At 38.8% G+C, this 22,898-nt stretch carries 17 protein-coding genes; 6 read left to right on the top strand and 11 right to left on the bottom strand.

The window, feature by feature from the left end:
- Positions 1-3: 3 nt before the first annotated feature.
- The 3 genes from yajC to BMY21_RS07760 form a co-directional block, all read right to left on the bottom strand.
- Entirely contained in the window at positions 4-429 is a 426-nt protein-coding gene (yajC, locus tag BMY21_RS07770; protein WP_074642517.1) for a preprotein translocase subunit YajC, read from the bottom strand.
- A gap of 116 nt (positions 430-545) precedes the next feature.
- On the bottom strand, positions 546-2,318 hold the full coding sequence (locus tag BMY21_RS07765) for a tetratricopeptide repeat protein (protein WP_143064189.1): 1,773 nt from the start codon (positions 2,316-2,318) through the stop codon (positions 546-548).
- Positions 2,319-2,330: 12 nt separating this feature from the next.
- On the bottom strand, positions 2,331-2,954 hold the full coding sequence (locus tag BMY21_RS07760) for a hypothetical protein (protein WP_074642512.1): 624 nt from the start codon (positions 2,952-2,954) through the stop codon (positions 2,331-2,333).
- Positions 2,955-3,210: 256 nt separating this feature from the next.
- Here BMY21_RS07760 and BMY21_RS07755 point away from each other — a divergent pair, with 256 nt between their 5' ends.
- From BMY21_RS07755 to BMY21_RS07745, 3 genes are read left to right on the top strand one after another with little or no spacing between them, the layout of a single operon-like run.
- Positions 3,211-4,143: a tetratricopeptide repeat protein gene (locus tag BMY21_RS07755; protein WP_256210325.1), complete on the top strand. Its 933-nt coding sequence runs from the start codon at positions 3,211-3,213 to the stop codon at positions 4,141-4,143.
- Positions 4,143-5,375 carry a lytic transglycosylase domain-containing protein gene (locus BMY21_RS07750; RefSeq protein ID WP_083379782.1) on the top strand — a complete coding sequence of 411 codons (1,233 nt, stop codon included), beginning with the start codon at positions 4,143-4,145 and terminating at the stop codon, positions 5,373-5,375. The genes BMY21_RS07755 and BMY21_RS07750 overlap by 1 nt, the downstream gene beginning before the upstream one ends.
- Before the next feature lie 29 nt (positions 5,376-5,404).
- Positions 5,405-6,763 carry an OmpA family protein gene (locus BMY21_RS07745; protein ID WP_074642507.1) on the top strand — a complete coding sequence of 453 codons (1,359 nt, stop codon included), beginning with the start codon at positions 5,405-5,407 and terminating at the stop codon, positions 6,761-6,763.
- Here the strand turns inward: BMY21_RS07745 and BMY21_RS07740 are convergent.
- The 7 genes from BMY21_RS07740 to ftsH form a co-directional block, all read right to left on the bottom strand.
- A complete protein-coding gene (locus BMY21_RS07740) occupies positions 6,760-8,766 on the bottom strand; it encodes a diguanylate cyclase domain-containing protein (protein ID WP_074642504.1) in 2,007 nt (668 codons plus the stop codon). The genes BMY21_RS07745 and BMY21_RS07740 overlap by 4 nt on opposite strands.
- 99 nt (positions 8,767-8,865) lie before the next feature.
- Entirely contained in the window at positions 8,866-11,085 is a 2,220-nt protein-coding gene (locus BMY21_RS07735) for an ATP-dependent helicase (RefSeq protein ID WP_074642502.1), read from the bottom strand.
- The gene (locus tag BMY21_RS07730) at positions 11,072-13,012 is read right to left on the bottom strand and encodes a diguanylate cyclase (RefSeq protein ID WP_074642499.1); all 1,941 of its coding nucleotides are present in this window, start codon (positions 13,010-13,012) and stop codon (positions 11,072-11,074) included. The genes BMY21_RS07735 and BMY21_RS07730 overlap by 14 nt, the downstream gene beginning before the upstream one ends.
- A 27-nt stretch (positions 13,013-13,039) precedes the next feature.
- Entirely contained in the window at positions 13,040-14,431 is a 1,392-nt protein-coding gene (gene rimO, locus BMY21_RS07725) for a 30S ribosomal protein S12 methylthiotransferase RimO (protein WP_074642497.1), read from the bottom strand.
- Between the two features lie 8 nt (positions 14,432-14,439).
- Entirely contained in the window at positions 14,440-15,531 is a 1,092-nt protein-coding gene (locus tag BMY21_RS07720; protein WP_074642494.1) for a helix-turn-helix domain-containing protein, read from the bottom strand.
- A gap of 6 nt (positions 15,532-15,537) precedes the next feature.
- Positions 15,538-16,212, bottom strand: a complete 675-nt coding sequence (locus BMY21_RS07715; protein WP_074642492.1) for a LolA family protein — start codon at positions 16,210-16,212, stop codon at positions 15,538-15,540.
- Positions 16,213-16,319: 107 nt separating this feature from the next.
- Positions 16,320-18,410: an ATP-dependent zinc metalloprotease FtsH gene (gene ftsH, locus BMY21_RS07710; RefSeq protein ID WP_074642489.1), complete on the bottom strand. Its 2,091-nt coding sequence runs from the start codon at positions 18,408-18,410 to the stop codon at positions 16,320-16,322.
- 294 nt (positions 18,411-18,704) lie between these two features.
- On the opposite strand from ftsH, the gene fliS reads away from it, so the two are divergent.
- Entirely contained in the window at positions 18,705-19,145 is a 441-nt protein-coding gene (gene fliS, locus BMY21_RS07705; RefSeq protein ID WP_074642487.1) for a flagellar export chaperone FliS, read from the top strand.
- 13 nt (positions 19,146-19,158) lie between these two features.
- Positions 19,159-19,641, top strand: a complete 483-nt coding sequence (gene flgN, locus BMY21_RS07700) for a flagellar export chaperone FlgN (RefSeq protein ID WP_074642484.1) — start codon at positions 19,159-19,161, stop codon at positions 19,639-19,641.
- Positions 19,642-19,701: 60 nt separating this feature from the next.
- Here flgN and BMY21_RS07695 read toward each other — a convergent pair whose 3' ends face one another.
- The gene (locus tag BMY21_RS07695; protein WP_074642481.1) at positions 19,702-21,981 is read right to left on the bottom strand and encodes a glycoside hydrolase family 3 C-terminal domain-containing protein; all 2,280 of its coding nucleotides are present in this window, start codon (positions 21,979-21,981) and stop codon (positions 19,702-19,704) included.
- Positions 21,982-22,165: 184 nt separating this feature from the next.
- On the opposite strand from BMY21_RS07695, the gene BMY21_RS07690 reads away from it, so the two are divergent.
- Positions 22,166-22,891 carry an ABC transporter permease gene (locus tag BMY21_RS07690; protein WP_256210324.1) on the top strand — a complete coding sequence of 242 codons (726 nt, stop codon included), beginning with the start codon at positions 22,166-22,168 and terminating at the stop codon, positions 22,889-22,891.
- Positions 22,892-22,898 lie beyond the last annotated feature (7 nt).

Genomic DNA, 22,898 nt, shown 5'->3' with positions numbered 1-22,898 from the left:
TATTTATTTTTCTTCAGCGTCTTCAGCTTTTTTTGCCTTTTCAAGATCTGAAGATTTTTTACCTTTGAAAAGTTTTTTGTTTTTTGCTTCTTCAGCAAGTTTTGCTTTTTCTTCTTCAGTAAGTTCTACAGAAGAAATTGCTGTGCGGTTGAATTCAAGTTTACAGTCATCATCAACTTTTACGATTACAGTATTCTCTTTAACAGAAGATACAGTTCCGTGGATTCCTCCAATTGTGATTACTTTGTCACCCTTCTTCAATGCATCAAGCATTTTTTGAGTTTCTTTCTGCTTTTTGTTCTGTGGACGAATCAAAAAGAGATAAAAAATAACGATAATAAGCAGAAAAGGAAGAAGGCTGCCTACAAGTGACGATGATGTAGAAGCGCTGCCTGCTGCTCCTGCCTGTAAAAATGGGATAAATGACATATGAGTTTCCATCCTGTTTTTAAAATCTGATTATGAAATCAGTCTAAAAATTATAACACGATTTATTCTACAAATCAATGGTAAAATTTCCCATTAAAAGAAGTGATTTTTATACGTTATTGAATGAGTTTTGTTAAAGCTTCGTTCAGCTTTTTAATAGAAGAATCATTAGGATTTATGGCAACTACCTGACGCAGATAATACTGTGCCTTACGGTAATCTTTCTTTGCATAATAAAGTTCGTACAGACGGAAAAGTGCATCGCTGTTACGAGGATTTGCAATCAGACTTGAACGAAGATCTGCAAGGGATTTTTCTTCTGTAAGCTGGAGAAAACTTCTTCTATAATAAAGGTAACTTTTTACTTTTGAAGACGAACTGTTCATCATTGAATCAATATACTTAATGACAGCATCTCTGTTACCTACCTTGCTGTAAGCGAGGATATAGGCTTCAAGCAGAACTTCATCTGATGGATTTGCATCATAGCGGGCTTTTGCAAATTCATAAGCTTCATTATATTTTCCAAGCTTTATACAGACTGTGACATACTTATCAACAACAGTAGAACTTACATTTCCCAGAGAAATAAGATTCTTACTTGCCTTATAGGCTTCCTGCCAGTTTTCACGGTGAATAAGACCGTCCAGTGCATAAGTCATTGCTTCCTGATTTCCAGGCTTTTTCTCAAGCACACGGGCAGCAAGTTCATCTGCATATTTGCCGGCAACAGGAGAATCAGTTTCTGAAGAAATGCGGGCTGCAAACATAAGGGCATCAACATTATCCGGATACATCTGAAGTGCCTTTTCTACAGTCTCAGAAGCGGCTGCTGTATTTTTACTCCAGTCAAGCTGAACGCGTGCACGAAGAACAAGATAATCTATAGAATTACTGTCTTGTCTAGCATAAACATCAAGCAAAGAAACAGCATGAATATAATCTTTCTTTTCAACAAGAATCTTTGCACGGAAAAGCAGGAACTCAAGATCATTAGGAGTCTGCTGAATTACTCTTGCAACATACAACTCTGCAGCGTCATAATCACCCGCATCAAAAGAAATATATGCATTCTGCTTTAGCACGGCTAAATCATTTGATGAATTATCAACTGTATTTAAGATTTTTGATGCATCTGTCAGTTTTCCATTTGCACGTAATATTCTCGAATATGCAAGATTTATTTCTGTCGTCTTTGGAGAACCTGCATAAGCAGCCGCAAGATTATTTTCTGCCTTTGCAAAATTTCCCTGTCTCTCACAGAGCATAGCCATCAGATAGTTTGCAAGAACAGAATCCGGCTGAAGAGCAAGAGCTGAAGTCAATGCATTTTCACATGGCTCATAAATTGAATTATCAGAAGCTCTATTTACAATTACAAGTGCAGGTAAGAGAATAGTAAGGAAATCAACATTACCGGTACTTGAATCAAAAACACCCTGTTTAACAGAACTGATTGCACCAGTATAAGGATTTTCATCTGAAACTACAGGAATATCCCAGGTAATCTTTTCAGAAGGCCATACCAGTTTCATGATTTCTGCAGAAACTACAGCAAGCACCTTTTCGCATTCTTCGTATTCACTGCCCTTCTGGCGCATAAGTGCCATAGCCTCACGAATAGATTCAGGGCTGCCGTTCTGAACACCATTCAACACATCAGGATTAACCTTAGCAAAATAATCTCTCTGATTTTTTCCTGTAGGAAGTTTAATTGAATATGAAGTATCATCTATTTCGGTTTGAGTTTCAGCGGAAGTTTCAATCTTTTCCGGTTCAGGTTCTTTATTTTTCTTCTTCTTTTTTGAAGCAGAAAAAACCGGACTGCTTATAATAAAAGCAGCCAGCAATATGAGAACTCCAGTTTTACCCCAAAAAGTTTTTATCACTTCTAATACCGATTATTCGTCGTCTAAAGCTGATTTAATTGATGCTTCCTCATCCGCAAAAACTCCAGTCTCCTCATCTGGAAAAACAAGTTCTTTATGCTTTTGTTGCAAAAAGAAGAAGAAAACAAGGAAAACTGCTACAAGTAACATAAAAAGTGGTCCTAAAGTGCTTGCTACAGTTTTAAATGATAAACTTATTACCCCGAATGAGAAAAGTGAATACCAGACTCCCATTCCAAACAAAGTAACAGACGGAATCAGAAAACCAAACTTCAAAGTCTGATACTTTAATCTTCCAGCAATAAACCAGAGTATTCCAGCCGAAATACCAAGCAGCGGCCACATCTCCTTTAATGAATAAGAGAAAAGTGTATATGCAAACAGATAAATCAAACTCCAGCTTAAATAAAGGAGTCCCATAAACAGATGGAAGAATTTCTTGGTAAATTTTCTGGAAATAATAATTGTCGCAAGTCCAATTCCAGCCTGTATAATTATAAAAATGATATTAAGGATATTAACGGGTGTTGAAACAGGATTAAACAAAGCAACAAGTGTACAACCTATTGCAAGAAGGATTCCAATAACTATTAGGACATAAATTGATCTTATATTTTCTTCAGTATTCATCTGCATTTATCCCTCTAAATATAACATTCAATATAGGTCTGATTTTGAAATTATCCTGTTTTTTCTATAATACAAGTAAAATTTAATCTTTACAATAACAAATCACTATGATAAATTTAAAAATATGATATTAAAAAGAAAAATAACTCCTTATATATATATATTCTTTTTTACTATTCTATTTATATTTTCGGCCTGTAAAAATACTAAAAATACTGGAAACAATAAAAAATCAGCGTCCATTCAAAGCCATCAGCAGGAATTGCAGAGCCTTTTAGACTCCCAGACTTTTAATGGAAAGCAGAAATATTCCCTTATTAAGCAGATTGCAGACACACTGCGAGATGAAAAGGATTATCAGGGGCTTATTCTTTTCCTTACAGATTGGGTAGATAATAATCCGGATGATATGTATAACTCTTACTGGCTTTTGATGACTGCAGACGCTTACCTTGCACAGGGAGCAGAACCAGTTGCAGAATACTATTTTGACCGTATTCTTCAGCAGTGTCCGGATCTTCTTATAAAAGGAAATTCTGCACATTTTATCTGCCTTCAGAAACTGATTCAGATCAGTAAAACACCGTCTCACAGAATAAAATACTTCAACGAGCTTATAAGCCGTTTCCCACAGAATGTAAATACAACAGAACTTTATCTGCGCCTTGCGCTTGAATATCAGAATGACAGTCAGTGGTCTCAGGCACTTAAAACCTACTCCCTCTTCCTTGAACAGCCGGATGCAACTACAATCCAGATTGCAGGAGAGCCTGATGCTTATAAAAATGCCCGCCACCTTGTAGACTTTAATAATTCTTCTAAAGACTGGACTTTTGAAAGCCTTTCTGCTCTTGAAGAAGCAGTTAAAAAAGCTATCAGAAATTATGACTGGCGTGCTCTTGACCGCTATAAGGCAAAAGTAAACTTCTTCTCTATGTCATGGAAGCAGGATGAAAATGACGCTAACTCTCAGGAGGAATTCTCAATGTATTCCTGGATGAGAGGAAAACGCATTCGATATAATGATGCTCTTGATGAAGCCTCTAACCCGAACGAAGCTTACTTAAGAACCTGGGGATGGAACAGTTATGTTCCTGTATGGTATCTGTATTTCCGAAAGGTAGACTTCCCTCTTGATCCTGATATTCACGGTAACTGGGAATGGGCCGGCATTTATCTTGGAAATAAACTGTAATGAAAAAAATACTCACTGCCTTTGCTGTACTTCTTGTTTGTTTCTCATTATTTGCTGATGACGCAGTGGAAGAACCTGTTAAAAACTCAGAAAGTACCGAAACCGCAGAAACCACTGAACCCCAGCCCCTTTCTTTTACAGAAGAACCTTTAGAAGAAGAGGTTGTTGAGGACGAAGCCTTTCTTGAACTTTTGAAAACCGCTCTTCTGCCTGAAATAACTCCAATCAATATAATAGAAGAAAAACACACTCATACACCGCTTTCATTTATTTCTGATGAAGAAATTGAAAAGCCTCAGGTAGAAGCCTTCCGCAAAATGTATCTTTCTCCAAAATGGAGTGCTCTATTACGCGGATATCTTGAAAGTGCTATGGAATACCGCCTTTATGTGCGTAAAGCCGTCAGCGATAAACAGATGCCAGAAATGCTTGAATACTTACCGGTTGTAGAATCAAATTACAAGACAAACGCAAAATCCCGTTCGGGTGCAATCGGTATGTGGCAGTTTATGGCTAACAGCGTATGGCCGTTTCTTACTCTAAATGATTTTGTAGATGAACGCCTGGATCCGTGGAAATCTACGGATGCGGCCCTTAAAAAGCTCACAGATAATTATAATACTTTCAACGACTGGTTACTGGCAATCGGTGCTTATAACTGCGGAGTTGGTGCAATGAACCGGGCAATTAAAAAGGCCGGTGGAGTAAAAGATTTCTGGTATCTGGCAGAGCACGGCTATCTTTCAAAACAGACTGCAGATTATGTTCCAAAGCTGATAGCAATTGCAGACCTTGCAATCAACAGTCAGTATTACGGAATTGATATTCCGGATCATAAAGAAGAATACGAAATTCTTGAAAACGAAAAAAACGGAAACTTTGATTACGTTACCGTAAAAAAAGCTTATTCTTTGAATCAGCTTGCACAGGAAATGAGAATGGATGCGGCAACAATCAAAAGATTGAATCCTTCCTACACTCTTGGAATGACACATCCTTCAAAAGTAAGCGAAATCCGACTTCCGCTTGGCATGAAAGAGTCTGCAGAAGATGCACTGGCAAACATGAAGCCGGTTGATTTCCCTCTTAAGTACACTGTAGTTGCCGGTGATTCACTCTGGTCAATTTCAAGAAAATACAAGACAACAGTTTCTGCAATCTGTGAACTCAACGGTATTAAAGAAAACGCAATTCTTAAAATTGGAAAAATACTTTATATTCCCTCAAAATAAGCCGAAATTTGTAGAAGAGGTATATTATTATGTCCAAAACGTTCACTGCCCTCGCAGGTGTTATTCTTTTTGCATTTTCACCACTTTCTGCTCAGGCGGCACAGCAATATGACACTAAGATAGAAGCCATCAGCTCTATCAACTGGATTACAAAAGAATTCGCCACAAATATTTCTCTGGACGCTAATAAAGCAAATATTCAGATGCCGTCTGGAAAAAAGGTTGCTTCAACCTACATCAAATCTAAAATGCTTCCTTTAATTCAGCCGCCGCTGCTTTCTCTTTTTGAGAACTCAGAGAATGACCTTTCTGAAGCAGTAATTAACGAAGACCTCTCTCTTGATCAGGTTTACAGTTTTATTATGGGTGGACACAAAACTCCGGATGTTTTTTCAAAAGACCTCAAATACTTAAATACTACAAACACAACAAATATAAATGATATAGGCAAGCTCCTTGTCCGACATAATTATGCCTATAATCCTCAAAAGCCGATTGAATCAGTTCCTTCAAGAGCTTTCAGCGGAATTATTATTGATGCACGCGGAGCATTTCCTGTGCATGGTGAATACGTAAAGAGTGAAGTTTACGCCTGTTTCTTCCCACAGATTTGGGATGATCAGATGAACAGCATTTTTGAAAAGAATATCGTTTCACCATCAATTGTCACTTCAAAAGGTGTTGTAGGCTACCACTATTCTGATGATGTAGCTGATTACGAAGACCGAGTTGGTTCAGATCCGCTTTATATAAAGGCTTCTCAGGTTTATGGACGAAACCGCACAGACCCTGTTATTAAGCACCGCGATGCGCTGAAAATCCTCACAGTTCCAGAAAATATAAAACTTTTGCAGGAAGGCAAGGTTGTTATTCTTCTTGATAAGGACAACCTGATTTATGATATTTCTGTACCGGAAAAGACACCTGCTTACTATGTAAAATACGATGCAGTAAAACAATATTTCTACGAAAACAAAATTCCTGGTGTTACAATCTCAGATACAAGCATCGGCTTTATGTTTGATGTAAATCTCCGCTTCTACCCAGACTCACCTGAACTTCTTCCAGATGAAAAAGGCCGCATTGAACTGATTGCAGAAAAACTCAAAGAAATTCTTGAAGATGAAGGCTATTCTATTCTGATTGAAGGACATACTGCCGATGTAGGAAAACCAGTAGGCCAGCTGAATCTTTCCATAGAACGAACACGTACCGTAATGACTGCACTTATAGATGAAGGAATTGATGAAAAGATTTTCACCTACAAAGGATATGGAGGAACAATGCCGATTGCAGACAATGACACAGAAGCCGGCCGCGCCCAGAACCGCCGCGTAAGAATTATTGCACGCCCTCGCGCAACTTATATTCAGCGTGACTGGAACTAGTCATCTTCTGAATAGATTTCTGAAGATTCTTCTACAACTTCTACCAGCTGTTCGACCTTCTTTAATTTTTTAGAACGCTTTTCCATATACATAATGGAATCTGCCTCGCTTAAAAGCGGGGTAATTTTATAGCCCATTTTTTGAGATGGATAAGCAACATAGCCCATACTGATTGAAAGCGAGAATCCTACTTCATTACCACCAGACCACATCCGGCAGTCTTCATCAATCTGTGCACGAATATGTTTTAAAGCCTGCTTTGTAAGTCCCGGACAGAGAATTGCAAACTCATCACCACCGATTCGGGCAATAATATCATTGGAACGGAAATTACTCTTGAGAATTATTGATTCTGCAATAATTGCCCTATCCCCTTCTTCATGGCCATAATCATCATTTATTTTCTTAAGGCCATCCATATCACAATAAAGCATTATTCCGCTCTGGCCCATTGCTTTAGCAAATTTGAGTGTAGTCTCGCCATAGGAATAAAAACCGCGTCTGTTGTAAAGGCCAGTCAACTCATCAGTACTTGCAATAAGATCAAGTTCATCAATCTTTTTACGTACACGGGAAGTTTCACTATGAGCAAGCGAGAACGAATAAACAGAAGCAATTGTCGAAGACAAAAGTTTTACAAAAAGATCATAAATAATACTGTCATAGCTACCCGGACGAAGGATAATGTATCCATACTGCAGGGTACTATGGAAAAGAGCAAATACTAATACTCCATCATGATCAATACTGATTATTCCATCAGGAAGCATCTGTTCTTTTGGATTACACTTAATTATCTTTTTCTCTACTGTAGAATCAAAACCAGTCTTATTATCAAAACCTGCAAAAAGATGTGCATTTTTTGGAAGATGGAAATAATCAAAAGGAACTGCAGCTTCAATCGGTTTATCATAAAGCACAACTGCACAGGCAGTTATTCCAAAAGAACGGACATCATCATTGATTCTGTTACGCAGCTGGTCATAAGTCATATCAGACTGCATTTGTGTATAGAAATTTGTCGTCTGATAGAATTCGCCTTTTTTTCTATACCACTCAGTACCAGAGTTAGTTCTCAAATAAGGTTTATTTTCATCAGATTCAAATTCAAAACTTCTTGCATGAGGAGCTGTCTTATCATAAGGAACACGACGGCTGGATTCACGCATAACAGGAATTGCAGTTATCACAGATAGCTTATCTGCAGCTTTTCCATAAATCTCTTTAATAAGATTCATTCCTGCAAGATACCCCTGCCCTTCAAAATTCTGTTTAATAGTAGTAAGAGTTGGTATACAGGTATCAGAATTTATAAGATTATCAAAGCCTACAACTATTACATCATCAGGAACTTTTAATCCTATTTCACTGCAGAAATCCATAGCTGCAAAAGCCATTTCATCATTCATACAGATTAAAGTATCATAGTCGAAAACTCCAATTTCTTTATAAATTGCACGAAGATCTTCAAGAGCCGGAGTATAGCTTAAGGTTGATTTCCATACAGAAATATCATCTTCGCTAACACCAAGGTTTGAAAGTGCAGCTTTTATATTCTTGAGACGATTTTTGATTTCTGAAGAATTTCCCCGTACGCTAAGAATTCCAAATTTGTGACATCTCTGTCGTTTTACCAGTTCTGTAAGAATTGAATCATAAGCTTCCTCATTATCAACAATAACTGAAGGAATGCCTGATATTTCCATTGATATATTTGCAACAGGAAGAGGCTTAAAAGCCTTTATGTACGAAGCAACTTCTGATTTGTTTTGAGACTGCATGATGGCGCCAGAAATAAAAATTACACCATCGAGATTTTTTGAAGATACAAAGGAAGATACTGCTACATTCTGATAGTCAAATGCATTGGTTATACTCTGAATTTGACCAATTGAGAATACAACAAGCTCAGCGTCTTTTTCCTGACAGGCGAGCGAAACACCCCGGATTATACGCTCAGCATATTCCGAAACCACATAATCTATTACAAGCCCTATTCTCATACTCTCTCATCTTTTGAATAAAGTTTTAAATAATTATTTTTAAATCTTTTTATTACATTTTTGGGCTAATTATATTTTAGTCTAGTTTTTGTAATTTGTCTAATCTTTTATTACCTGCAGCGATTTTGCCTGATATTTCGGCAAAAACTTCTTTTTTCCGCCATTTGCAAACTGAACTTCTATTACATACTCGCCGGAATTTGAATAAGCAGCAACTACAGCACCATCACCATAATCATCATGATAGACATGTGTTCCCTTTTTCCATTTTGATACCAGTGAATCATCTTCGGAAGTATCATCTGAAGTATTCGAAAAGGCTGATGCATCGCGGCCGAATTGACCATAAGGCGAAGTTTTCCTTACTGAAAAGCCGAAAGGAGCCTGACCTATTACTGTAAATGCCTCAGCTGCTTCTTTTATGAACGGACTTGGACGCATAAAATCCCAGCGTCCATAAAGACAGCGTTTTGCCGTCGAGGTCACATAAAGTTCATCGCGGGCACGGGTAATTCCAACATAGAAAAGACGGCGTTCTTCTTCAAGTTCTGCCCCTGTCTTTTCCATTCGCGGGAATACACCTTCTTCAAGACCTGTTATGATTACCTTGTTATACTCCAGACCTTTTGTGTTATGGAGGGTGATGAGGGTAACATAATTATCACCTATAGCCTCATTCTCTTCTGTCATAGTTCGATCGAGATTTATTGTATCTAGGAATTTTACAAGACCATCTAATGTACATTCATAATGAACAGCACTATTTATAAGTTCCTGTAGGTTTTGTGCGCGTGTAGTTCCTTCAATTTCGTCTACTGCTTTATGATATTCATCAAGACCAGAATCATGAATTACACGCTCAATAAAATCTGAAAGCGGTTTATTTTCATCAAAGCAGCCTGCAAGCGTATCAAAAAGATTTATAAAACCAGAAGCCCCTTCAGATGCTTTTTTAGAAAGACTATCTTTATGATTTTTGATATTTTCAAGTAAATCAGAAAAAATAGGATTACCGTCTCCTTTCAAAGTAACAGCACTTGCCATAAGTTTATCCTGAGTTTTGTCTCCTATTCCGCGAGTCGGTTTGTTGATAATACGGCGGAACGAGATTTCATCCTTATGATTTGCAAAGAAAGAAATATATGCAAGAGCGTCCTTAATTTCTTCACGTTCATAAAATCCAAGAGATCCAAAAACTACATAAGGAATTTTTCTGCGTGCAAATTCAATTTCGAATAAACGAGACTGGACATTAGTACGATACATTACGGCCCAATCAGAATACTTTGCGCCTCCGGCAAGTGATTTCATTACAAGATCTGCCGTAAAGGTTGCTTCAGCATTCTGATCTGGCAGAAAAGCAAGCACAGGCTTTCCACCGCCCTCACGATCTGCAACCAAAGTTTTTTCAAGGCTTCCATGATGATTCTTTTTTACGACAAGACCTGCCGCGTTTAATATATTCGCTGTGGAACGATAGTTCCTCTCAAGCTTAATGATTTCTGTTCCCGGGAACTTTTCCGGGAAGGTCAGAATATTTTCTACCTCAGCTCCGCGGAATTTATAGATAGACTGGTCATCATCACCTACTACGCAGACATAGGTATCACTGCCCTGCTTAACTCCCGAAAGAGCCTGCAAAAGCCGATATTGTGCAATATTCGAGTCCTGATACTCATCAACCATAATTACCTTAAATCGGTTATGGATGTAATCAGCAATTTCCTCATACGCTTCAAGAATTTGAACCGGCAGCATAATGAGGTCACCAAAATCAGCATTACCTGTAGCGCGAAGTCGTTTCTGATATTTAGAATAGATATCGTTGAGGTCAAACTCACTTCCAATAATGCTTAAATCATCTTCTGGAGTAAGGCAGTAATCTTTTGCCAGCGAAATCTGATGAGCGGCGGTTCTTATTTCTTTTGTAGAAAGCGAAGGTTCTGCTTTTTTTATAAGAGTCGCAACGTCATCATCATCATAAACAGTAAAGGATGGTTCAAGGCCTGCGTGCTCAGCATATTTACGAAGGAACCAGGCACCAAAAGAGTGGAAGGTCTGGATTTTTGCATCAGCAGCACGTTCATCAATTGCAACTGCACGTTCACGCATTTCATTGGCAGCCTTTTTAGTAAAGGTTACCGACAGAATACTCCATGGATCAATATTCTTTTCTTTAATAAGATACGCAATCTTAGTAGTAATTACACGGGTTTTTCCGGAACCGGCACCCGCAAGAATTAAAAGAGGAGAGCCCTCGTGTACAACGGCAGCTCTCTGTTCTTCGTTTAGTGAGTCGAGATAGTTATTTTCTGTCATGTTTCTTCTTTTTTTCTTTATAAAGTTCTTTATCTGCTTCGGAAAGAAGCTGCTTCAGAACACTTGATTTCTGAAGGTCTACTGCTCCAAGACTTATTGAAAGTGTAAACGGCAGCTGATTTTCTATAGAAACTTTTTTACAGAGCATTTGTATTTTAAGTCTTGTTTTTTCAACATAACCGATTTTCATTCCAAGAGCAACAATTCCAAATTCATCACCACCAAGGCGACCGACAACATCTGAAGAACGGAAAATATCTTTCAGAACCCTTGCCTGAAGCATAATTGCCTTATCACCCATTTCATGACCATAAGTATCATTGATTTTCTTAAGGTCATCCATATCTGCAAAGAAAATGACACCAGATGTATCTGTTTCCTGCAGAAGATCGAGAGCTGCCTGTCCCTGTTCAATAAAGCCGCGGCGGTTGAGAATACCAGTCAGCTCATCCATGCGAGACTGTAAAGCAAGATCAGTATTTTCGCGTTCAAGGTTTCGGCCTTCCTGAATCTTACCGGTATAATCATAAGCCTGAGCAATTGCATTTATGATGATTTTTAAGTAAACGTTGTAATCTGCAAATTTATTTTCGTTTATACGACAAAGCATATAACCGTAATTTGCTTCACCCATAAAAATCGGATTCAAAATAAATATTCCGCTTATATCTTCCATTGAGCGGGCTGAAAAAATCTTTTCATGAGGATTTACAGTAAGCCCTGGTCTGAAGAATTCAACATTCTTCTGATTAGTGTAAAACATGTGAAGTTCAGCTTCTCTAGGAAGGACAAATTCCTGCTCAGAATCAATAATCTGAACATCCTTAAAGAAATGAATAGCCATACCACTCATTGCACACTGCTTTACAATATATTTAAGGCTGAAGAACATCTGCTTGAGAGTATTAAAGCCCCGGATTGTATCTAATAATGTTACAACAACATTTTTTTCGCCCAGTGCGTTTACAAACTGCATGACTCCATCAGTTTTATCGTTAACATCAGAACGAAGTTCACCTTCAACATTTTTATATACAGGAAGTGAATGATCCAGACTGATACAGCCGCAAGACTGACGGAATTTTGGAACGAGAGGATTAAAATACGCCTTCTTCATCTTTTCACCGGATAAAACGCGGTCTACAATTTCTGCAGCTTCATACCCCTGACTATAAATATCCTGGTTGATAGTTGTAAGTTTTGGAGAATGCATAGATGCCACAATAGCATCATCAAAGCCTGTAACCTTTACTTCCTGAGGAACTTTTACACCAAGTTCTTCCAGAGCACGCATACAGCCCGAAGCCATCATATCATTGGCACAGACAATAGCATCAAAATCTATTTCATTTTTAGATTTATAATGTGCTTTAATTGCATCATAAGCCTTAAAATCAGTAAATGCGCCATCAAAAACAAGTTCAGGATAAAAGGTAAGCTTACAGGCATCGAGTGCAGCAGTAAAAGCATCATATCGTTCCAGAGCTTCTTTTGATTTTGTTTCATTGGCAGAGAAAAAAGCAATTTTCTTGCAGTCATGAACTTTTTTAAGATGACTTACAATTTCCTTAAAGCTTTTACGGCAGTCTGCCTGAATCACATAACTGTTTCTTGTTTTTGGATCGAGGTTAATTGAAACTACCGGACGTGGTTCAAAACATTTGAGGATTTCACGAAGTTTATCTTCAGGCATCTCAGAAGCATAAACACCGCTTACACAAATTACAGCATCTACTTCTTCTGATTTAGCATATTCAAATCCTGTACAAAACTGATAGTCAAAGGCTCCTGTATTTATGCCAGGAATTCTTGTCTGAATAAGAACAACCTTAGCATCTTTGCCTCGAAAATAATCAGAAATACCACTAAGAATATCCAGATTGTACTCAGTTGAAAATGTCGGAATTAAAACTGCTATAACCTTCATTTTTGTGTCCGATTTGTAAATTATACACTAGAAAATGAATTTTCGCTCGTTTTTTTTATCAATTTTTCTAGAATTTTTAATAAATCGGGAATCGAGGTCTACTCCAGTATTTGCGAGAACTTTTACAGTTACTACCCCGCCAGGAATTATTGATTCTACAGCCTTTTTGTCATCCAGGTCATAACGGATTACTACAGAACCGTCAACTTCCGGAGCCTGGAACCAGGCACGGCCGATTGCAAGCCCTTCTGCGGCAGCATCACCCTCTACACCAGAAACGATTTCTTCAACAAGAATATTGAGTTCCTGACCAACATAGTGTTCAAGGCGCTCACGGGTGATTTCCGCCTGAAGTTCTTCGAGATGATTTGCACGGGCTTTGGCAATCTTTGCAGGAACACGAGGCTTCATTTTATAGGCCGGAGTATCTTCTTCGCGGCTGTAAGGGAAACAGCCAGACCAGTCCGGCTGAATTTCCTGAAGGAAACGGGCGGTATTTTCTGCAGCCTCGTCTGTTTCGCCAGGGAAACCTGTGAGGAAGGTTGTTCGGAGCACAGCGCCCGGTAACTCACGACGGAGTTTTTTTACAAGGCTTGTGTATTGCTCGTATGAGCCGGTTCTATTCATTGCGCGAATGATTTTATCATCTGCACTCTGGAACGGAATATCAAAATATGGAAGAAGTTTTGGAGAAGTTTTAATTGCTTCAATAATGTCATCTGTAAAATGATCCGGATGAATATAAAGCGGACGAACAATAAAATCTCCCTTGATTTTTGAAAGCTTAGTCAAAAGCTTGGCAAGTGAAGTACCGAATTCCTTGCCGTAAACGGCAAGATCCTGTCCAATCAGATTGATTTCGTAAACACCGTCTGAAATAAGCTGCTTTACTTCGTCGAGAATTTCTGCTTCCGGACGGCTTCTTACCTCACCACGAATTAAAGGAATTGCGCAGAAAGAACAGTGATTTGAACAGCCTTCAGTTATTTTTACAAAAGCGCTGCCAGGGAAATTAAAGAGCACCGGACGGGTTCCGCTGCACACACCTTCCTGACTAAAAGTCTGAGCAACACGTTCTTTACGAACCTTATTCATAAAGCTGCAGATTTTTGAAAGGTCACCGTTTCCAAAAACACCATCCAGTTCAGGCATCTGTTCTATAAGATCATTTGCATAGCGTTCTGCAAGGCAGCCAGTCATAATAATTCTGGCATCCGGATAAGCCTTTTTGATATCATAAATTGCATCAATTGATTCTTTTTTGGCAGATTGAATAAAACCGCAGGTATTAACAAAGATAAAATCAGCTTCGCTGGCATTCAGTGTAAGTTTATACCCCTTCTCCATCAAAAAGCCTGCCAACAGCTCTCCGTCTGTCTGGTTTTTAGCACAACCGTGCTGGTCGATAAAAAATTTCATAGGTTTAATTAGTCCAATTCTATAACGACAAGCTTATACTTACCGTCTGTATCTTTAATCCACTTGATATCTTCAACAAAAATTTGACCGGCAGTACCAATATCAAGGTCAAAGGATTTAGAGTCTGCAATAATTGTAATTTTTACAGTATTGAAGTTAGACATCCACAGGCGGATACCATTACGTGGAGTTGCAGTGAATAAGTCACCGCGCGCGAAATAAGATTCAACCGACTGAGAATTATCCACGCGATCGCGGAAGAGACAAGGACCGCGGAAGCTTGCATTGATTGTAAACGGATAAGCTCTGTTGTCCTCATGAATAACCTTGTAAGGATGCGAAGACTTAACTTCAGAAGCAAACGGAATTTCTTCTGCAGCAACTACAGTTGTATCTACAGCAAGACCATGACGGAGCAGAATACTAACTTCTGCACCGCGGCTTTCATCAGTAGAGGAAATATCAGAAACGTAGACAATCATATCAGATGCATTGTCACCGTTAATATCAAGTTCTGATTCTTCTGCAAGTTCGATATAGAAAACTCCGGAAGGAGTATCAATACCAAAGGCAGAAAGAGTATCTCTAACAGTAAGAATGATTTTTCCATCGTTCTCTGTAGGAATAAAAAGCTGGTCGCCCTTATAAACACGCTGTGTAAACTTTTTATCAGAAAGCTCATACTGACGATTTTTTACACCGCTGGAAACTACAACACCATCTTCAATATTATTCTTCTTTTTTAATACGAGAAGAGTCAGAACAACAGCAACGACTGCAACAAGCAGTACAGAAGGAATTATAATTGCCGGAAGGAAGTAACGTGGCTTATGAGGTTCATAAAGCCCCTGTGGAAGCGGAGATTCCTGAATCTGCTTATTACGGTAAAGCTTTAAAATAAACTCTGAATCAAGTTCAAGATAATCTGCATAATTCTTTAAGAAGCCAACCATATAAGCTTCGCCAGGAAAAACAGCATTATCTTCTGCTTCAAGTCCTGCAAGATATCTTTTTTCTATAGAGATTTCGCGACTTGCACGGTCAAGGTCAAGTTCTTTTGCTTCGCGGGTTGTTTTTAAAAGTTCACCGTAGCTTTCCATACCACACTACTCCGAAAACAGGAAGTTGTTATAATTATTTGCAGAAGAAGGAGCGTCGTAAACGAAACGCTGCTCAGAAAGGTTCTGATTCAGTACATAATCATAGAAATCAAAAACGAACTCTTCTCCTTTAGGAGTAACAGCTTCTATACGGCGAATAAGCTTTGTTTCGTTGTTGATTGCAAGCTTAATATATCTGAAGGCTTCTGAAGCGCTCTTTCTTGTAAGAATCAGTTTTACTACCATTTCATCAGAACCTTCTTCCAAAGGCTCTGGATTCTGACCAGTTTCATAAGCAACTGTGTAATAACGAGACATAAGAGACAGTCCCTGAGGTGTTGAAAGTGTTGATGCACTTCCACTTGAACCAGGAGTTACCTGCTGCTGAAGAACAGCCTCGGCCGGCTCTTTAATATAGATTGTAAGGATATCACCATTAAAGCAGATTACCTGCTCTTCAGGATTTGTATAATCCATTCTCAAAAGATTAGGAGCCTTAAAGGAAAGTTTTCCTCTTGATTCTGTCTTTTCTATTCTGATTTCAAAATCTACTTCGTAATCTTTGATAGTACCGTAATATTCGGAAATAGTCTTAAAATATGCACTAGCAGTTGTAATATTCTGTGCGAATAAAACAGTTGAAACAAAAAGTGCACAGAAAGAAATAATTAGCTTTTTCATATCAGTGTATTATACAGCGAAAATGCATTGTAGTCTACTTATATAAAAAAAAGGCTTCCGCTGCTCAAAACTGCAAATAGCGGAAGCCCGTTGATTAAAATGCTAACTTACTCTTCTTTTTTAGTTTTACGTGGAGCTCTAGACTTTTTCGCTGTAGAAGATTCTTTTGAAGTCTCAGAAGTTTTTTCTTTCTTACCAGCATTTTCAGTGAGTTCCTTGCAATGAGCTTCGCCCTTTACAATCTCATAGAACTCTTTACCGTCCATTGTTTCAATCTCAACCAGGCGGTTTGCAATATATTCAAGAAGATCTTTGTGCTGTTTAAGCAGTTTTACTACGTAATTGTAGCGTTCGTTCATGATACGGGCAATTTCTTCATCAATATAGTTCTGTGACTGTTCACTGAACTCACGGATGAGGTTTGCATCACCGCCACGAGTTCCGAGTACGCCCTTTCCAAGTGTCATGTTCTTGAACTTGTCTGACATACCAAAGTCTGTAATCATGCGCTTGATGATATCTGTTGCACGGGCAATATCGTTAGAAGCACCGGTAGAAATATCACCAAGGATAACCTCTTCTGCGGCACGTCCACCAAGCAGGCTGTCGATTTCGTCCATCATGTCTTTACGAGTCATATTGAACTTTTCTTCGCCTTCTTCGCGGTACTGTGTAAATCCGCCTACTCCATGGCTTCGTGGAACAACTGTAATCTTATTTACAGGCTCGTGGTCCGGATTAAAGGCTGCAACAAGAGCATGGCCTGTCTCGTGAACAGAAACAAGGCGCATCTGCTTTTTATTATCCTTGCGGCTCTTTTTCTTAAGGCCAATGCTTACCTTATCGATAGCATCGTTGAAATCTTCCATTGTTACCTTCTTGCGACCATTGCGAACTGCAAGAAGAGCAGCTTCGTTTACTACATTTGCGAGGTCTGCACCGGCAAAACCTGTAGTTCCGTGAGCAACCGATTCAAAATCAACGTCCTTATCAAGTTTTACGTTCTTTGCATGGATGCGGAGAATCTCCTCGCGACCCTTAACATCCGGCTTTTCAACCGGAACCTGGCGGTCAAAACGGCCAGGACGAAGAATTGCAGGGTCAAGAACGTCTACACGGTTTGTAGCTGCAAGAACAATCAAACCTTTTTCGTTATCAAAACCATCCATCTCAACGAGGAGCTGGTTCAATGTCTGTTCACGCTCGTCGTTGCTAGAGAATCCGTTTGCACGGCTCTTAGCGAGGGCATCAATTTCATCAATAAATACAATACAAGGAGCTTTTTCACGGGCCTGCTTAAAGAGGTCGCGGACGCGAGAAGCACCAACTCCGACAAACATTTCTACGAAGTCTGAACCGGAAATACTGAAGAATGGTACTCCAGCCTCTCCTGCTACAGCGCGGGCAAGCAATGTTTTACCGGTTCCAGGGTCACCGACAAGCAGAACTCCCTTAGGAATCTTTCCACCGATATCTGTATATTTTTTAGGAGACTTAAGGAAATCAACAACTTCTACAAGTTCTTCCTTAGCCTCATCAACACCTGCAACATCTGTAAAGCGGGTTTTGATTTTTCCTTCTTCAACAACCTTAGCGCGGGAATTACCGACACTGAAAATACTTCCCATTCCGCCTGAACCGCCGCCCATCTTTCTGAAAAGGAAGAAGTAAAGCAGGAAAATAAGTCCAAATGGAACTACAAGATTCAAAAGCAGCTGCAGGAACCAGTTATTCTGCTTTGCAGCAAACTTATAATGAATATTGTTCTCTTCAAGGAAATCAAGGAAGCTCTGAGTAAGCACTGCTGAAGTCTTATACTGAACAGCAGATTTTACAGAAGGAGCATTAAAAAGCTTAAGACCTTTGCCCTCTGCTTTTGTTTCAATGACATTTCCGTAGCCTATAAAATAGCTGTCGCTTATAACTACAGATTTTATCTCGCCCCTCTCAATTTTCTCCTTGAAATCAGAATAATCAATTAAATCATCATTCTTAGGGAAGAGAAAAACCTCTGCCATAGCAACTACAAAAAGAGTTAGCAGAAGAATTGGCCAGAAAGGAAGCTTCTTTTTGCCATTATTCTTCTTGTTTTTATTCTTATCATCATTATTTTCCGGTCCAGGGAACTTGAAAAACTTATATGGATCGTTTTCGTCATTGTTATTCGTGTTCTGGTTTTCGTTCTGATTCTCTGCCATCGCTGTATCCTGAGTAAAAATTCGTTTGTTACTATAAATATAGTAAAGATATTTGTTTTTTTCCACTAAATTCGAATTTGAAGTGGATTATAAATAAAATATTAGAAACTTCTTACTCAGGTCCTTCCATATTATAAACAAATTAATCGATATATTGGCTCCCAGTCGCGCCAAATTTCGATTTTTTTATAAAAAAACTGTATCTTTTTGCTAAACTAATTTTTTTATTATCCGACAATCAGAGAAGAATACCCGCATTTTTTGCGGAATTCCGTATTTCAAGGAGGAACAGACATGGCTTATCAGAACGCTTATGCTGCATATCAAAAAACTAATGTAAATACCGCAAGTCAGGGACGTCTTGTTGTTTTACTTTATGAAGGTGCTGTAAAAAACTTAAAGGGAGCACTTAATCTTTTTGATCAGAATGATAAGCTGAAACCAGGTGATATTGAGCAATTCGGTATTTATCTTCAGAAAACTCAGGCTATTATTACTGAGCTCCAGGTTTCGCTTGATATGGAAAAAGGTGGAGACATTGCAAGAAATCTTATGTCTCTTTATGTGTATTTTAATGAAGAACTGATGGATGCAACTATCAATCATAGCAAAACAAAAATTGAGTTTGTTTTGAACAAGATTGATGATCTTGCAGGAGCATGGAGAACTATTGCAAACAGTACAGCAAACGCTCCGGCTGCAAAAGTTGCAAATACACTGAATATTGTAGGGTAAGGGGAAAAACAATATGGCAGAAATCACACAGGAAGAATTAAACGAACGAGTTGCTATTTTGCGCCGTTTCAGAAGTCTCTTAGAGGAACAGCGCGGCAAATTCCGTGAATATCTTACTGTTCTTGAAAAACAGCAGGATTCTATTACTTCAGAAAATCCAGAAAGCCTCCTCGCTCACACAGAACTTGAGCAGCAGGTTGTAAAGAATATCGCAAATCTTCAGAAGGTTATTGTACCTATGGCAAAAATGTACAAAGCTAATTCATCTAAAGCTGTTTCTGCTGCTGAAGATGCAGATATAATTAAGATTCAGAATGAACTTTCTGACCTGCAGGATAGAGTTCTCAAGCAAAATGCCATTAACCGTGACCTGCTCCGCGTTCATATTGAGCAGCTTAAAACTCAGATTAATAACTTTAAGAATCCATACAAAGCTACAAGAAATGTATATGCGACGGTTCAACCGGTTGCACAGATGGTACATTTTGAAGCATAAAAAAAAGACCTGTGGTTTGAACGAGCTCAATCACAGGTCTTTTTTTAGATAACTAAAAAATTATTTGTCTAATTCCTTATTATATCTTTCAACCTGTTTGAGAATATCTTCCATAGTAATTCCATTTTTACCGCGGTTTAAGCGGAATGGATTACTCTTTGTCATCTCAATCATAGCATCCTTTGTGAATGGGAACAATTTAGCAAATTCTTCATCAGATAAATCACCAATTACAGCATGACATGCCTGGTCAAACTCAGGCTTAATGATTGCAGCCATTTCACGGTTACGAAGCATATCGCCCATTGTTGTCTGAGGAGTAATTGTAAATGCCTTCTTTGAAGTTGAAGTAACATCAACTTCGGCAGTAGCACGAATGTCGCGGCTTGAAGCACCAATGCTGATGATGTATTTTCCAGACGGAGCATACCAGTCATCTATATCGATGTTCCAGAAAGCAAATGAACGGCGGTCCAGTTTGAAAGTAACTTCTTTTGATTCACCAGGCTTAAGATTTACTTTATCAAATCCCTTAAGTTCTTTTTCAGGACGAACTTCTACGCCGGTTTTATCGCTTACATAAAGCTGAACAACTTCTTTACCTTCAACACTTCCTGTATTTTTAATTGTGATGCTTACTTCTACCCCATCACTATCTTTGAAAGCAGATTTTGAAACCTTAAGATTTGAGTACTCAAAAGTTGTGTAGCTGAGACCGTATCCGAATGGGAAAAGAACAGGCATTTTGCGGCTGTCGTACCAGCGGTAACCTACAAAGATCCCTTCTGAGTAAACACAGGTACGTCCGTTTCCTGGATATGTAAGATAACATGGAGTATCTTCAAGACGAAGAGGGAAAGTTTCTGCAAGCTTTCCGCTTGGATTTGCCTTTCCAAAAAGAAGATTAACCTGTGCAGTACCGATATTTTCACCACCAAGGTAACATTCAAGAATTGCAGCAACCTTGTCTACCCAAGGCATTGCAACAGGCGCACCGTTATGAAGAACTACAACTACGTTCTTGTTTACAGCAGCAAGTTTTTCAATAAGTTCATTCTGAACCTGTGGCATATCAAGAGTTGTACGGTCAGCCCCTTCTGTTTCATAACTTTCAGGGAGACCTGCGAAAACAACTACAGTATCGGCTTCGCGAGCTGCAGCAACTGCTTCATCAGTGAGGGCTGCTGTTGTAGTTACAAAGTCTTCGTTATATCCCTTAACATATTTTACACCAAGTCCAGCTTCGCGGGCTGCATCAACAGCACTTGTCATCTTATAGCATTTAATTTTTGAACTTCCACCACCACCATAGCGAGGATTTTCAGCAAAACAGCCTGTAAACAGAACCTTTTCTGCAGAAGCTTTGATTGGAAGTACTGCATTATCATTTTTGAGGAGAACACAAGACTCTTCAGCAATTCTTGCAGATTCAGCATGGTCTTTATCCATATCAAAAACGCCGCTCTGCTTATGTTCTGTATAATTCAAAACCATTTCAAGAACATGAGAAACGGCTTCATCAAGTTCTTCCATAGTCAAAGTTCCTGCTTTAACGGCCTGAACAATATCATTGTCTGTATGGCCGCCACTGTAAGGCATTTCAAGGCTCAAATCAGCCTTAATTCCTTTTACACGGTCGTAAACTGCACCCCAGTCTGAAACAACCATTCCCTTAAAGCCCCATTCATCACGAAGAACATCCTTCAAAAGCCATTTATTCTGACTTGAAAGTTCACCGTTGATTGCATTGTAAGAGCACATAATTGTTGTTGGTGCTGAATTCTTTACACAGTTTTCAAAAGCAGGAAGATAGATTTCACGCAGAGTACGCTCGTCTACTTCTTCACTTACAGAGAAACGGTTTGTTTCCTGATTATTTGCAGCAAAATGCTTTACAGAAGTTCCAACATTCTTTGACTGAACGCCTTTTACATAAGCCGCGCCGAGTTCTCCGGCAACATAAGGATCCTCTGAAAGATATTCAAAATTACGTCCACACAATGGAGAACGTTTAATATTTATAGCAGGACCGAGTACTGTTGAAACATTATAGTTATTAGCTTCTTCTCCAAGAATCTCTCCAAGATTACGAAGAAGATTGCGGTCAAAAGATGAAGCAGTAGCACATCCCGAAGGGAAACTTACTGCAGCACGAGAGTCATTTTCATTTACGCCATTTTCAACCTGAGTACGAAGACCGCTTGGACCATCACTTACCATTACTGATGGAATACCAAGTCTTTCAACTGGCTTTGTACGCCAGAAATCTTTACCGGAACAGAGTCCAGCCTTCTCTTCAAGTGTGAGTTGTGATAATAATTCTTTGATTTTAGTGTCCATAACAATATTTTATCATGACAACATAAAGGATTCAAATATAAGAAAATATTTAATAATTGTACAAAAATGATTAGTAGCGAAATTTCAAGTATTGGTATATTATATAATATATAGAAGAAGGCATTCAAAAATGGTTACCGCGTTAGGGCATTCCTTAAGACAAAAAGTCAGAAACTTTTTATACATGATCGGTTATCTCGGCAAACTCATAACCGCATCCTTCTTTTTTGCCAAACGTGGTAAAACCGCACGAAAAATCCTTACAATGCAGCTGCTCTTTACATATGTAGAAGCACTTCCTATCTGCTGTTTTCTTGCCGCTGGAATTGGAACTTCTGTCTTTATGATTGGAAATACTTTTCTTACGGCCTTTGGACAGGACAAACTGAAATATGACCTTCTGGTTCTTCTGATTATGAGGGAACTCGGTCCTATTCTGATTGCATTCATCGTTACAGCCCGTTCTGCAACAGCCATCGCTACAGAAATCAGTACTATGGTTGTACGCCACGAAATTGAAGCTTATATTTCCGTAGGAATTGATCCTATCAGCCATATTGCAGCTCCACGATTTCTTGGCGTTACTTTCTCACTGTTTTTCCTGAATATTTATTTTTCACTTTTCGGACTGCTCTGCCCTGCCATCATAATCCAGTTTATTTCTACAACGAGCATTTCCGACTACATCATGAATCTGTTTCTTTCGCTTGATTTGAAAATCATACTGATTTCGATTTTGAAAAGCCTTGTGTTTGGAATGATAATTTCCGGCTCGGCTACACTTTATGGTTTTAATGCCGGACGAGCTTCTACTGAAATTCCGCTGGCGGGGCTTCGGGCTGTAAGTAAGGCGTTTCTGTTTATTATAATTGCAGATGCGTTTATTACAACGCTGTCGTATATTTTATAGGAAGACG

Source organism: Treponema bryantii, assembly GCF_900111035.1.
In the GTDB taxonomy this organism is placed as follows: Bacteria; Spirochaetota; Spirochaetia; order Treponematales; family Treponemataceae; genus Treponema_D; species Treponema_D bryantii_C.
This window is presented reverse-complemented; position numbering and strand designations above follow the sequence as displayed.

Excerpts from the sequence above, each read along its gene's own strand:
- yajC (WP_074642517.1), bottom strand. The coding sequence starts at position 429 with ATGTCATTTATCCCATTTTTACAGGCAGGAGCAGCAGGCAGCGCTTCT.
- BMY21_RS07730 (WP_074642499.1), bottom strand. The coding sequence starts at position 13,012 with ATGAAGGTTATAGCAGTTTTAATTCCGACATTTTCAACTGAGTACAAT.
- BMY21_RS07695 (WP_074642481.1), bottom strand. The coding sequence starts at position 21,981 with ATGGACACTAAAATCAAAGAATTATTATCACAACTCACACTTGAAGAG.
- BMY21_RS07715 (WP_074642492.1), bottom strand. The coding sequence starts at position 16,212 with ATGAAAAAGCTAATTATTTCTTTCTGTGCACTTTTTGTTTCAACTGTT.
- BMY21_RS07690 (WP_256210324.1), top strand. The coding sequence starts at position 22,166 with ATGATCGGTTATCTCGGCAAACTCATAACCGCATCCTTCTTTTTTGCC.
- flgN (WP_074642484.1), top strand. The coding sequence starts at position 19,159 with ATGGCAGAAATCACACAGGAAGAATTAAACGAACGAGTTGCTATTTTG.
- rimO (WP_074642497.1), bottom strand. The coding sequence starts at position 14,431 with ATGAAATTTTTTATCGACCAGCACGGTTGTGCTAAAAACCAGACAGAC.
- BMY21_RS07735 (WP_074642502.1), bottom strand. The coding sequence starts at position 11,085 with ATGACAGAAAATAACTATCTCGACTCACTAAACGAAGAACAGAGAGCT.
- BMY21_RS07760 (WP_074642512.1), bottom strand. The coding sequence starts at position 2,954 with ATGCAGATGAATACTGAAGAAAATATAAGATCAATTTATGTCCTAATA.
- BMY21_RS07745 (WP_074642507.1), top strand. The coding sequence starts at position 5,405 with ATGTCCAAAACGTTCACTGCCCTCGCAGGTGTTATTCTTTTTGCATTT.
- BMY21_RS07720 (WP_074642494.1), bottom strand. The coding sequence starts at position 15,531 with ATGGAAAGCTACGGTGAACTTTTAAAAACAACCCGCGAAGCAAAAGAA.
- ftsH (WP_074642489.1), bottom strand. The coding sequence starts at position 18,410 with ATGGCAGAGAATCAGAACGAAAACCAGAACACGAATAACAATGACGAA.
- BMY21_RS07750 (WP_083379782.1), top strand. The coding sequence starts at position 4,143 with ATGAAAAAAATACTCACTGCCTTTGCTGTACTTCTTGTTTGTTTCTCA.
- BMY21_RS07740 (WP_074642504.1), bottom strand. The coding sequence starts at position 8,766 with ATGAGAATAGGGCTTGTAATAGATTATGTGGTTTCGGAATATGCTGAG.
- fliS (WP_074642487.1), top strand. The coding sequence starts at position 18,705 with ATGGCTTATCAGAACGCTTATGCTGCATATCAAAAAACTAATGTAAAT.